The 11,650-nt window shown below is 72.0% G+C and carries 11 protein-coding genes; 9 read left to right on the top strand and 2 right to left on the bottom strand.

Annotated features, from left to right (window positions below; translation table 11 throughout):
• The first annotated feature begins 17 nt into the window (after positions 1-17).
• Positions 18-1,160: a MupA/Atu3671 family FMN-dependent luciferase-like monooxygenase gene (locus ACZ4V1_RS08005; RefSeq protein WP_468331111.1), complete on the top strand. Its 1,143-nt coding sequence runs from the start codon at positions 18-20 to the stop codon at positions 1,158-1,160.
• A 106-nt stretch (positions 1,161-1,266) separates the two neighbouring features.
• Here ACZ4V1_RS08005 and ACZ4V1_RS08000 read toward each other — a convergent pair whose 3' ends face one another.
• A complete protein-coding gene (locus ACZ4V1_RS08000) occupies positions 1,267-2,043 on the bottom strand; it encodes an ABC transporter permease subunit (protein WP_468331108.1) in 777 nt (258 codons plus the stop codon).
• A gap of 62 nt (positions 2,044-2,105) precedes the next feature.
• Entirely contained in the window at positions 2,106-3,038 is a 933-nt protein-coding gene (locus ACZ4V1_RS07995) for an ABC transporter ATP-binding protein (protein ID WP_468331105.1), read from the bottom strand.
• A gap of 121 nt (positions 3,039-3,159) precedes the next feature.
• Here ACZ4V1_RS07995 and ACZ4V1_RS07990 point away from each other — a divergent pair, with 121 nt between their 5' ends.
• From ACZ4V1_RS07990 to ACZ4V1_RS07955, 8 genes are all read left to right on the top strand, one after another.
• Complete coding sequence (locus ACZ4V1_RS07990) at positions 3,160-3,651, top strand: GbsR/MarR family transcriptional regulator (RefSeq protein ID WP_468331102.1); 492 nt, start codon at positions 3,160-3,162, stop codon at positions 3,649-3,651.
• A 284-nt stretch (positions 3,652-3,935) separates the two neighbouring features.
• Positions 3,936-4,979 carry a 3-oxoacyl-ACP synthase III family protein gene (locus tag ACZ4V1_RS07985; RefSeq protein WP_468331099.1) on the top strand — a complete coding sequence of 348 codons (1,044 nt, stop codon included), beginning with the start codon at positions 3,936-3,938 and terminating at the stop codon, positions 4,977-4,979.
• A complete protein-coding gene (locus tag ACZ4V1_RS07980) occupies positions 4,980-5,750 on the top strand; it encodes an SDR family NAD(P)-dependent oxidoreductase (RefSeq protein WP_468331096.1) in 771 nt (256 codons plus the stop codon). It abuts the gene before it with no gap.
• A 166-nt stretch (positions 5,751-5,916) separates the two neighbouring features.
• Positions 5,917-7,101 (top strand): cytochrome P450, encoded by a 1,185-nt coding sequence (locus tag ACZ4V1_RS07975; RefSeq protein WP_468331093.1) that lies wholly within the window; start codon positions 5,917-5,919, stop codon positions 7,099-7,101.
• A complete protein-coding gene (locus ACZ4V1_RS07970; protein ID WP_468331090.1) occupies positions 7,098-7,856 on the top strand; it encodes a thioesterase II family protein in 759 nt (252 codons plus the stop codon). The genes ACZ4V1_RS07975 and ACZ4V1_RS07970 overlap by 4 nt, the downstream gene beginning before the upstream one ends.
• A gap of 67 nt (positions 7,857-7,923) precedes the next feature.
• Positions 7,924-9,111 carry a cytochrome P450 gene (locus ACZ4V1_RS07965; RefSeq protein ID WP_468331088.1) on the top strand — a complete coding sequence of 396 codons (1,188 nt, stop codon included), beginning with the start codon at positions 7,924-7,926 and terminating at the stop codon, positions 9,109-9,111.
• Positions 9,112-9,148: 37 nt separating this feature from the next.
• Positions 9,149-10,180 carry a ketoacyl-ACP synthase III family protein gene (locus ACZ4V1_RS07960; RefSeq protein WP_468331085.1) on the top strand — a complete coding sequence of 344 codons (1,032 nt, stop codon included), beginning with the start codon at positions 9,149-9,151 and terminating at the stop codon, positions 10,178-10,180.
• A gap of 398 nt (positions 10,181-10,578) precedes the next feature.
• Positions 10,579-11,598, top strand: coding sequence for a LacI family DNA-binding transcriptional regulator (locus ACZ4V1_RS07955; RefSeq protein WP_468331083.1), 1,020 nt, complete (start codon positions 10,579-10,581; stop codon positions 11,596-11,598).
• Positions 11,599-11,650: the final 52 nt, after the last annotated feature.

Here is an 11,650-nt window from a genome sequence, read left to right as displayed (position 1 = left end):
GCGACCGGGAGGGCACCATGGAATTCAGCGTCTACTTCTTCGCGGCCAACGACGACAGACCGTTCCGCGACCGCTACCGCTTCATCCTCGACGTCGCCCGGGCCATCGACCCGCTCGGCTTCAAGGCGATCTGGACACCGGAACGGCACTTCCAGGAGTTCGGCGGCAGTTTCCCCAACCCGTCCGTCCTCAGCGCGGCCCTCGCCGTCGCCACCGAACGGCTCGAACTGCGCGCGGGCAGCGTCGTCCTGCCGCACCACCACCCGGTGCGGGTCGCCGAGGAGTGGGCGCTGGTCGACCAGCTCTCCGGCGGCCGCACCGGGCTGTGCGTGGCCACCGGCTGGCACAGCGGCGACTTCGTCTTCTACCCCGACAACTTCGAACGGCGCCGCGAAGTCGCCTTCGCCACCATCCCCGTACTGCGCAGACTGTGGGCCGGGGAGGCCGTCGAGTTCCCCGGCCCCGGCGGGCGGATGTTGCCGGTGCGTACCTATCCGCGCCCGCACCGCGCCGAACTGCCCCTGTGGATCGTGCACTCCTCCAACCCGGCGACCTGGGTCACCGCCGGCGAACTCGGCACCAACGTCCTCGCCCTGGTGGACAGCTGGGAGCGCCTCGAAGGAAACATCGCCGCCTACCGCAAGGCCCGTGCGGAGGCGGGCCACGACCCTCGCACCGGCATCGTGACCGTAGGCATGCACACCTACGTCGGCGACGAAGAGGAGGAGGTGCGGGCCCTGGTCGCCGATCCCGTACGCCGCTACATCGACACCTTCCTCACCCAGAAGAGCAACGACGCCGCCGCGAAGGCCATGACCCCGGCCGAGAAGGAGGAGCTCGCCAGGGTGGTCGCCGAGGACTTCTACGAACGCCGCTCCCTGCTCGGCACCGAGGAGAAGTGCGCGGCCGTGGTCCGCCGGGCGCGGGACACCGGTGTCGACGAGATCGCCTGCATGGTCGACTTCGGCCTGCCCTTCGCCACCGTGCTCGACGCCCTGCCCCGCCTCGACGCCCTGCGCGCCCGGTTCGCCGGACCCGCCACCCCACCCGCCCCGGTCCCGCGCACCGCACCGCCCGCGGGCCGTGTCCCCAGCGCGGCCCGCGCCGCGGCCTCAGCCGGAGCCGCCGACTCCCCGATGGCTTGGTACTACGACCGTTGACCCGCGTCGCCGCCCGGCCATCGGCGGCCGGGTACGCGCAGAGGGCGAGGAGCGCACCGGATCGTCCGGTGCGCCCCTCGTCGGGCATGGGCCGCGGTCAGCCGCGTCAGCTGTTGATGTCGCGGTGATTGAGCCGGTTCAGGCCGACGGCCAGGCACACGGCGGACAGCAGCACCAGGACGCCGTAGTCGCCCCACTGGAAGCCGTTCCGCAGCGGCTCGCCGCCGATGTAGTAGTGGAAGGGCGACAGGTAGGCGAGCCACTCCGCGTCGATCGGCTCGGCGAGGGTGCTGAGGGCGTAGGTGATGACGGCGACGGCGGCGGAACCGGCCAGTACGACACTGCGGCGGCCGGTGGCCGCGCCGAGGGCCATCGCGACGGCGCCGAACGTGCTGGCGAGCAGGGCCAGCGCCAGGCACTGGGCGAGGAACTGCGCCGGGCTGATGCTGGTGAGTTCCGCGCTGCCGCGTACGGCCAGCAGGACCAGCCAGACCACGAACGAGATGGCGAAGGCGCCGGTGACCAGGTTGGCGAAGCGCTGGAGCATCAGCCGGTCGCGGGTGATGGGGTGGGCGAGCAGCAGGTCGAGCTGCCCGGACTCCTCGTCGCCGGCGGTGGCGCGGTGCCCGGCCGAGATGGCGTAGATCAGCAGCAGCAGCGGGAGCACCAGGCCGAACTCGGCGGCGTTGAGATAACCGGCGGCCGAGTTGTCGATGTTCATGGCGTCGCGCAGGTTGTCCGGGATGTTGCCGAGGTTGTTCTTCTGGCTGGGATACGCGCTCGCGTAGGCCATGCCGATGAAGGCGCAGCCGATCACCCAGCCGAGGAGGCTGCGGCGGCTGTCGCTGAGCGACTTGTGGTAGATGGCGGTGGCGGTGCGCATGACGGGCGGTCCTTCCGGTCCTACTGAGGGGGAGCCTGGTCTGCGGGGGGTGGTGCTCGGGATCAGGAGGCTGCCTGGACCGCGTCGGGGCGGGCGCTGGCGTCGGTGCCCTCGTAGTAGGCGTGGAAGAGGTCGTCGAGGGCCGGTTCGGTCACGCGCAGACCGGTGACGGTGTGCAGGCCGAGGGCCTTGATCAGGCTGTCGGGGCTGCCGGAGAGCCGGCCGCTGAGGGCCGTGCCCTCGGTGTCCAGGCGCAGCCCGTCGGCGCCGGGCACCTGCGCGAAGGCGTCGGCGGGCACGGGCGCGGCGAAGGTGACGTGGATGTCGCGGACGGCGTCGGCGCGCAGGTGGGCCACGGTGTCCAGGGCGACCAGGGCGCCGTCGCGGATGATGCCGACGCGGTCGGCTACGGCCTCCACCTCGCTCATGATGTGGCTGGACATGAAGACGGTCTGTCCGTTCGCCGCGGCCTCGGAGACCAGGGTGAGGAAGGTCTGCTGGGCCAGCGGATCGAGTCCCGAGGTGGGTTCGTCCAGGATCAGCACCTCGGGGGTGTGCATCAGGGCCTGGACCAGGCCGACCTTCTGCCGGTTGCCCTTGGACAGCTTCCTGATGCTGGTGGACTGGTCCAGGCCGAGCCGCTCGGCGAGGCCGTCGATGCGCTCCTCGGGCACCCCGCCGCGCAGCGCGCCGAGGAAGCGCAGATAGCGGCGGACGTTCTGACGGCCGTCGCAGACGAAGTCACCGGCCAGATAGCCGACACGGCGGCGCAGCTCGACACCGTCGGCGAGCGGATCGAGGCCGAGGACGGTGGCGGAGCCCGACGTGGGACGGATCAGGTCGAGCAGCAGCCTGATCGTGGTGGTCTTGCCGGCGCCGTTCGGCCCGAGAAATCCGAAGACCTCTCCGGCCCGCACATCCAGCGTGAGACCCGTTAAGCCCCGCCGGGTGCCGTAGGTCTTGGTGAGCTGCCGAAGCTCGATCGCGTTCGTCATGATCCTGACGTTACTAAGCATTCAGAGATCTGTAAACACAGAGAGATTTGAGAGCTGTCGTTACACTGAGAGACGTCGCCCTCCCCACTCATCCACCGAAATCCGGCACAAGGAGCACGCTTTGGAGCACAACGAGTCAGAGACCGAGCTGCGTGCCATCGCGGAGAAGCTGGCCCTGTCGCTCTCCCAGGGAGGCATGCAGAAGACCATGGCGCGGGTGATGACAGCGCTCCTTTTCAGCCAGCAGAAGACGATGACCGCCGGGGACCTGTGCGAGGAACTCCGGATCAGCTCCGGCGCCGTCTCCGGCGCCGTCAAGCAGCTCATACTGATCAACATGATCGAGCGGGTCCCCGCCCCCGGCAGCCGCCGCGACCACTACCGGTTCCGGGAGAACGCCTGGGCGACCCTGCTGGGCAACCAGAACGCCGTCTTCGCGGTCATGATGGAGGCGGCGTCCGAGGGACTGAAGGTCACGGACGTCGACAGCCCCGCCGGTCACCGCCTCGACGAGATGCAGGACTTCTACACCTTCATGCGCCGGGAGATGAACGCGCTGATCGAGACCTGGCGCGAGCGGTACGACGAGAGCCGGATGGCCCGACTGTCCTGAACGGGGGATCCCGTCCCGAACCGCGCGGGCGCGCTGGGGTCGTGCTGGGGTCGGCCCCGGAGGTGGCGCGGGCCGGCGCCGCACAGACTGGCCGCCAACAGCCGACCGGGCCCGGCCTGCACCCGGCCCGCCCGTACCCGGCCGGACACGTGGCAGCGGGCGATGGCGGGACGGGCGGGAGGCCGCCCGTCCCGGCCCGCGCCGCCCGGCGCCACACGGCGGTGCGGCGCCCTGACGGCCCCGGCTGCGTGCGGGCACAGCCGACCGGAAGGGATCTCCGTCTCATGACAACGACCACCCACACCCCCTACGGGGCAGGCATCCGGGCCATCGGGGGATACGTGCCCGAGCGCGTGGTGACCAACGCCGACCTGGAACGGACGCTGGACACCACGGACGCCTGGATCGAGGAGCACATCGGCATCAGGGAGCGGCGCTGGTCCGCTCCCGGCGAGCAGACCTCGGATCTGGGCACCGCCGCCCTGCGCGACGCCTGCGACCGGGCGGGAGTCCGCCCCGACTCCATCGACCTGCTGATCTGCGGCACCTTCACCCCGGACCACATGCTGCCCGCCGCCGCGGTGGCCATTGCCCGCAAACTCGGCCTCACCGGCACCCCGGCGTTCGACATCAACAGCGGCGGCTGCCCCGGCGGCACCTTCGCCCTCGACGTCGGCGCCAAGTACCTGCTGTCGGGCGGCTACCGCCGGATAGCGGTGGTGCTCGCCGACACCGTGACCAAGACGCTCGACCCCGAGGACCGCGCCACCGGCGTCATCTTCGGCGACGCCGCCGCCTGCTACCTGCTGGAACCCTGCGCCGTCGGCACCGGGGTGGCCCCCGCCCTGCTGCGCAGCGACCCCCGCGCCTACGAGACCGCCTTCGTGAAGCGGGAGCAGCGCGTCTGGTCCACTGACGGCACCCTCAAGAAGTCCCACTTCGGCGACAACTTCCTCCACATGCACGGCCGTTCGGTACGGGAGTTCGCCCTCGACATCATGCCGGGCTTCGTCCTGGAACTCCTGGAGCACCACGGCATGTCCACCGAGGACATCGACCTGCTCGTCTTCCACCAGGCCAACCACCACCTGCTCCGCATCCTGCGGGAAAAACTCGGCCTGCCCGCCGAGCGCACCGCCGAGAACGTCAGGCACCTCGGCAACAGCTCCGGCGCGGGCATGCCGCTGGCCCTGCGCGCAGCCGTCGACACGGGCCGGGTGAAGCCCGGGGACACCGTCGTCCTCGCCTCCTTCGGAGCCGGCATGAGCCACGGCGGCACGGTCATCCACTGGCCCGCCGACAGCGACTTCCTGGACCCGGCCCGCTAGATGGTCATCACCGGGAAGGTGGCCGTCGTCGCGGGCGGCACATCCGGACTGGGTCTCGCCGTGGCCGCCCGGCTGCTCGCGGCGGGCGCCGAGGTGGTGGTGACCGGCCGCTCCGCGGAACGCGGCGCCAAGGCCGAGGCCCACCTGGGCGAGGGAGCCGCCTTCGTGCCCGGGGACGTCACCCGCCCCGCGGACGTGGCCGCCGCCGTGGCGGAGGCCCGGCGCAGAGGCGGACCGCACATCGCCGTCTGCTGCGCCGGAGCCACCGCCGCCGGGCGGGTCGTCGGCCGCGCGGGTCCCCTGCCGCTGGCGGAGTTCGAGCGGATCGTGCGGGTGAACCTGATCGGCACCTTCGACGTGGTGCGCACGGCCGCGGCCGCGATGGTCGGCGACGGCGCCGGCACGGCGGACGAGGAACGCGGAGTCATCGTGTGCACCGCCTCCATCGCGGCCTACGACGGACAGCAGGGCCAGGCGGCGTACGCGGCGTCCAAGGCGGGGATCGCCGGGATGACCCTGCCGCTCGCCCGTGACCTGGCCCGCCACCGGGTGCGGGTGGTGACGGTGGCGCCGGGGCTGTTCGACACCCCGATGCTCGCCGAGCTGCCCGACCGCGCCCGCGCCACGCTGGCCGCCGCCGCCCCGCACCCCCGACGGCTGGGCCGGCCCGAGGAGTTCGCGGACCTGGTCCGGCACATCGTGGAGAACCCCATGATCAACGGTGAGGTGCTCCGCATCGACGGAGCCGCGCGCCTGGGCGCCGGTCGCTGACGCCCGGCGGCCCCGGGAGTCCCCCGGCGCCGGCACCGGGGTGCTGCCGGGGTCTTCCCCGGGGGCGCCCCGCAGCCACCGCCACCCAGACTGACGCGAGAAGCCGACCCGCACGGACCTCCCCTCATCCCGCGCACCGCACAGCACACCAGAGGAGACAGACCACATGGCTGACCCGTCCGCCGCCGCGCCGCCGTTCTTCGCCGACGGGGGCACCGCGCTGTACGCGTGGATGCGCACCGCCAGGGACAACACCCCGGTCATGCTCGACGAGGCGTCCCAGTCCTGGAAGGTCTACCGGTACGAGGACGTCCACCGGGTGCTCTCCGACTGGCAGGTGTTCTCCAACGACATGTGCCGGATCATGCCCGAGCACGGCTTCACCCGCGGCAACCTCTCCACGATGGACCCGCCCGAGCACAAGCAGCTGCGCGGGGTCCTCGCCCAGGGCTTCACCCCCCGCGCCCTGACCGAACTCGCCCCGCGCATCGAGCGGATCGTCAAGGAACTGCTGGACGCGGTCGAGGACCGCACCGAGATCGACATCACCCGCGACCTGTCGTACCAGCTGCCGCTGAACGTCATCGCGGAACTGATCGGCGTGCCCCGCGAGGAGCGCACCGTGCTCCGCCGAACCGCCGACGCCCAGCTCGCCCTGACCTGTGAGAACCCCGCCGACCCCGATTTCGTCGTCGGTGTGCAGAAGGCGATGGGCGAACTCCAGGCCTACCTCGGGGAGGAACTCATCCCGGCCCGGCGCCGCGATCCCCGGGACGACCTCGTCAGCAAACTGGCGACCGCCACCGTCGGCGACCGCTCCCTGGACGACGAGGAGGTCGTCAACTTCACCGTCCTGCTGCTGCTGGCGGGCCACCTGACCACCATGTCCCTGCTCGGCAACATGATGCTGACCCTCAGCGAGCACCCCGACCAGCTCGCCGAGGTCCGGGCCGACCGCGAACTGGTGCCCGGCGCCGTCGAGGAGGTGCTGCGCTACCGCCCGCCCGTGCCCGAGGGCGGCCGGGTGACCAACGTCGAGGTCGAACTGGGCGGCGTGACCATCCCGCCCGACCGTATGGTGCTGACCTCGCTGATCTCCGCCAACCGCGACGAGCGCAAGTACCCCGACCCGGACCGCTTCGACATCCACCGCCTGCCCAACCCGCAGCTCGCCTTCACCACCGGCATCCACTACTGCCTCGGCGCCCATCTCGCCCGCCTGGAGGCGAAGATCGCGCTCAACGCGGTCCTGGACCGCTACTCCGACCTCACCTTCACCGGGATGCAGTGGTACGAGTCGTACGCGCTGTGCAGCCCCAAGCGCCTCACCTTCGAGGTCCGCCGCCCGTGACCCCCTTCGAACGGTGGGTCCTGCGTCCGAGACCCGTCCCGGACGCCCCGCTGCGGCTGATCTGCGTGCCCTACGCCGGCGGCGGCCCCGCCGCCTACCACAGCTGGGCAGCCGAACTGCGGGACGGCGCCGAGCTGTGGCTGCTGCGGCCCCCCGGCCGGGAGGCCCGGTTGCGGGAGCCGCTGCTGCACAGCGCCGACGACATCGTCCAGCAGGCGGCAGCCGCCCTCGCGGAGGAACTGGCCGAGCCCTTCGCGGTGTTCGGCTACAGCGTCGGCGCCTGGATCGCCTTCGAACTCGTACGGGAACTGCGCGACCGGTACGGCCTGCGGGCCGCGCACCTCGGTGTCGCGGCCCGCCCCGCCCCGCAGACACCGCTGCGCCACCCCACCATGCACACCCTGCCCGACGACCTCTTCCTCGACGTCCTCGACCGCCGGTTCCGGGCCATCCCCCCGGTGATCCGGGACTCGCCCGAGATGAAGGCGCTGTACCTGCCCGTCCTGCGGGCCGACACCGCGGTGCTGGAGACCTACCGCTACCGTCCCGGACCGCCGCTGGACTGTCCTGTCTCGGCGTTCGGCGGCACCGAGGACCACGACTGCCGCCCGGCGGACCTGATGGCCTGGGGCGAGCGGACGACGGGGGAGTTCCGGCTGCGCATGCTGCCGGGCGGGCACTTCTTCCTGCACACCCGGCGGCAGGAACTGCTGGACGCCCTCGCCCTGGACCTGTTCCGCTGCCTGGTTCCCTGACCCGCACACCCGTCGACCAGCCACCACCCACCACCCACCACCCGCCGAACCGAGGGGAAGAACCGCGATGACGTCCCAGACCGCACCCCCACGACAGCCGTTCCACGTGGACCGCGGCGCCTCGCTGCACGCCTGGCTGCGGCACATGAGGGACCACGAGCCGGTGTACTTCGACACCACGATGCACAGCTGGCGTGTCCTGCGACACGCGGACGCGGTCCGGGTCTTCTCCGACTGGTCCACCTTCTCCAACGACATGCACCGGGTGATGCCCGCGCAGGAGTTCAAGGACGGCAACCTGTCCGCCCTCGACCCGCCGGAGCACAAGAGCCTGCGCGGCCTGCTCAGCCAGGGCTTCACCCCGCGGATGCTGGCACCGTTCGCCACTCGCGTCGAGAGCCTCGTCGTCGAGCTCCTCGAGCAGCTCGAGGAGCAGGAAGAGTTCGACCTCGCCGCCGGGCTCGCCTACCAGCTGCCCCTCAACGTCATCTCCGAACTCCTCGGCGTCGACCGCGACGGCCGCGAGGTGCTCCGGCGCTGCTCCGACGCCCAGCTCACCCTCTCCACGGAGGACCCCACCGACGACGCCTTCATCCAGAACCGGGAGAAGGCCATGCGGGAGATCCTCGACTATCTGCGGGACCAGGCGCGGGAACGCCGTACCCGGCCCCGGGACGACATGATCAGCCGCCTGGTGCACGCCGAGATGGACGGGCGACGGCTGACCGAGAGCGAGATCGTCAACTTCTCCGTCCTGCTGCTGCTCGCGGGCCACCTCACCACCATGGGGCTCCTGGGCAGCATGGTGGCCTGCCTCGACGAGCACCCCGACGCCCTGGCCGACATCAGGGCGGACCGTTCCCTCGTACCCGACGCGGTCGAGGAGGTGCTGCGGTACCGCCCGCCGGTGCCGGACGCCGGACGGGTCACCAACCAGGAGGTGACGCTGGGCGGGGCGACCATTCCGGCCGACCAGTTCGTCCTGATCTCCCTCACCTCGGCCAACTGGGACGAACGCGCCTACCCCGACCCCGCCCGGTTCGACATCCACCGCACCCCCAACCCACAGCTCGCCTTCACCCACGGCATCCACGTCTGCCTGGGCGCCCATCTGGCCCGGCTGGAGGGGAAGGTCGCGCTCGAGGTGCTGCTGGACCGCTACCGGTCATGGGAGGTGACCGGCGTCGACTGGTACGAGAACAACTCGATCTGTGCCCCCAGGCGACTGACCGTCGCCGCCCGGCGGAACAGCTGAACCGGACGCCCGCCCGACCGAAAGGGAACGCGTATCCATGAAGTTCAACGGCATCTATCTCACCGGCGTGGGCGTCCACCTGCCCGAACAGGACACCCTGGAGGACGCCGTCGCCCGTGGCGACTGCGACGAGTCCCAACTGACCACAGGGTGGCGCGCGGCCCGGGTCGCGGGCTCCATGCCCGCCCCGGACATGGCGATCGAGGCGGGAAAGCAGGCGCTGGCCCGCTCGGGACACGAACCCGCCGACGTCGACCTGCTGCTGCACACCTTCACCTCGCACCAGGGCCCCGACTCCTGGATGCCCCAGCACTACATCCTGCGCAACACGGTCGACCGGGAGATCCCCGCCATCGGCCTGCGGCAGGGCTGCGACGGCTTCCTGGCCGGTGCCGAGCTGGCCGCCTGCTATCTGACGGCGTCCCCCGGCCGCACCGCCGCGTTGATCACCAGCGCCGACAACTTCGGCCACCCGCTGATCGACCGCTACCGCTCGCACCACGGCCTCGTCCTCGGCGACGGCGGCTCGGCGGCCCTCCTCTCCAGGCGCGAGGGCTTCGCCGAGCTGCTCGCCGTCAACTCCTTCTCCGTGCCCGCCCTGGAGAGCGTGACCCGCGGCGACGAGCCGCTCTTCCCGCCCGGCTGCACCGTCGGCCGCAAGCTCACCCTGGAGCGGCAGGCCACCTCGCGTCCCGGCGAGGTGACCCCGCAGGAGGCGGCGGTGATCGCCGGGCGGGCGGAGGCCGAGGCCGTCAAGCAGGTGCTGGCCGAGGCGGGCGTGGAGATCGGCGACATCACGCGCGTCCTCCACCCCGCCGCCGCCAACGAGATGTACCTGGAGCACTTCCTCAAGCCCCTCGGTCTCGACTCCTCCCACGGCACGCTCGAGTTCGGCCGCTGGAACGGTCACATGGGCGCGAGCGACCTGGTCGCCGGGTTCGACCATCTGGTCGGCGCGGGCGAGTTGCGCCCCGGCGACCACGTGATGATGTTCGCGGTGGGGCCGGGCATGGCCATGTCCTACGGCATCGTCCGGATTCACGACACGGCCCCATGGGCGGCCTCCTGACGCGACTCGGCCGCTCCCCACGCCGCCCCCGTCGCGCCTTGCCGCGCTGCTCCTCGGGGGAGTGGTCCCGCGCCGATCTCGACGTGGTCCCGGAGCGGCGCGGGCGTGGTCGTGGCTGCGGCGCGTACGGCTCGCCCGGGGCAGTCGGGTGTGAGGAGCCTCGGTGTCGGGCGGCGCGGTCGGGCGGGCGCTGCACCGCCACCGCCGGAGTCGTCCTGTGGACCCGGGGCCCGGACGTTGCCCGGGCGCCCCGTCGGCCCTCGGGGAGGGTTTGTCCGCCGGTTCCTTCCCCGCTCCCCGACAGGCGGCCCCGCGCCGGCTCGGCCGGCGTCGCGCGTAGGCCGGAGGCAGGTCTGCCGCTCTGTGCCCGTGGGAGTGCCCGGAGTTAGAGTTCCCCCATGAACAGGCAGGCCCCGACGCTGGAGGATGTCGCGCGGGAGGCGGGGGTCTCCCGCGCCACCGTGTCGCGGGTCGTGAACGGCGTACGCAATGTCGATCCCAGCATCCAGGACCTGGTCCGCAGCGCGATCGAACGGACGGGCTACACGCCGAACCGCGCGGCGCGGGCACTGGTCACCCGACGTACCGGGACGGTGGCCCTCATCGTTTCCGGCGCAGGCGACGCCTTCGCCGGCCGTGTGTTCGCCGACCCGTTCTTCGGCCGCGTCGTCAACGGCGCCGTGGGGTATCTCCGGGCGCGCACGATGCAGCCGGTGCTGCTGTTCGCCGAGTCGGAGGCGGCCAGGACGCAGGTGGTCGACTACCTGCGGCAGGGCAGCGCGGACGGCGCGCTGGTGGTCTCCGTGCAACCGGACGACCCGCTGCCGGACATGCTCCTGTCCGCCCGCGTACCCACGGTGCTGTTCGCACGTCCCGGCCGGGCGACACCGGTCAGTTGCGTGGACCTGGACCACTACGCGGGCGGCCGCCTGGCCGGGGAGCATCTCCTGGCTCGCGGCTGCCGCCGTATCGCGGTGATCAGCGCTCCGCTGGATCTCCGGGCCGGCCGCGAGCGCCTCGCGGGGTTCCGCGACGCCCTGGCCCGCGCGGGGCTTGACGGCCCTGCCGCGGTCGAGGGCGTCTTCACGCTGGACAGCGGGGCGGCGGCCATGGCCGGGCTGCTGCACGAGCGGCCCACCGTGGACGGCGTGTTCGCGGCCAACGACCTGATGGCCCAGGGCGCCTGCCAGGTCCTGCGGGAACTGGGCAGGCGCATACCGGAGGACGTCGCCGTCGTGGGGTTCGACGACTCGAGCGTCGCCGTGACGTGCAGGCCGCCGCTGACCACCGTGCGCCAGCCGGTGGAGGACATGGCGGCGGCCATGGCGAGGATGCTCGGCGAGCAGGTCCAGGGCACCCGTACCGAACCCCGCACCCTCGTCTTCGAACCGGAACTGGTCGTACGCGAGTCCGCCTGACCCGGCGTGCCCTCCGCCGGGCGGCCACCGCCGGATGCCCCTCGGTGCCCTG

It is taken from the genome of Streptomyces sp. NPDC028991 (genome assembly GCF_055564775.1).
Note: the sequence above shows the minus strand (reverse complement) of the source record. Positions and strands in the feature narration are given on the sequence as shown.

What these genes read in the sequence shown, in the direction of transcription:
- ACZ4V1_RS08005 (WP_468331111.1), top strand. Translation starts at nt 18, where the DNA reads ATGGAATTCAGCGTCTACTTCTTCGCGGCCAACGACGACAGACCGTTC.
- ACZ4V1_RS08000 (WP_468331108.1), bottom strand. Translation starts at nt 2,043, where the DNA reads ATGCGCACCGCCACCGCCATCTACCACAAGTCGCTCAGCGACAGCCGC.
- ACZ4V1_RS07995 (WP_468331105.1), bottom strand. Translation starts at nt 3,038, where the DNA reads ATGACGAACGCGATCGAGCTTCGGCAGCTCACCAAGACCTACGGCACC.
- ACZ4V1_RS07985 (WP_468331099.1), top strand. Translation starts at nt 3,936, where the DNA reads ATGACAACGACCACCCACACCCCCTACGGGGCAGGCATCCGGGCCATC.
- ACZ4V1_RS07980 (WP_468331096.1), top strand. Translation starts at nt 4,980, where the DNA reads ATGGTCATCACCGGGAAGGTGGCCGTCGTCGCGGGCGGCACATCCGGA.
- ACZ4V1_RS07975 (WP_468331093.1), top strand. Translation starts at nt 5,917, where the DNA reads ATGGCTGACCCGTCCGCCGCCGCGCCGCCGTTCTTCGCCGACGGGGGC.
- ACZ4V1_RS07965 (WP_468331088.1), top strand. Translation starts at nt 7,924, where the DNA reads ATGACGTCCCAGACCGCACCCCCACGACAGCCGTTCCACGTGGACCGC.
- ACZ4V1_RS07960 (WP_468331085.1), top strand. Translation starts at nt 9,149, where the DNA reads ATGAAGTTCAACGGCATCTATCTCACCGGCGTGGGCGTCCACCTGCCC.
- ACZ4V1_RS07955 (WP_468331083.1), top strand. Translation starts at nt 10,579, where the DNA reads ATGAACAGGCAGGCCCCGACGCTGGAGGATGTCGCGCGGGAGGCGGGG.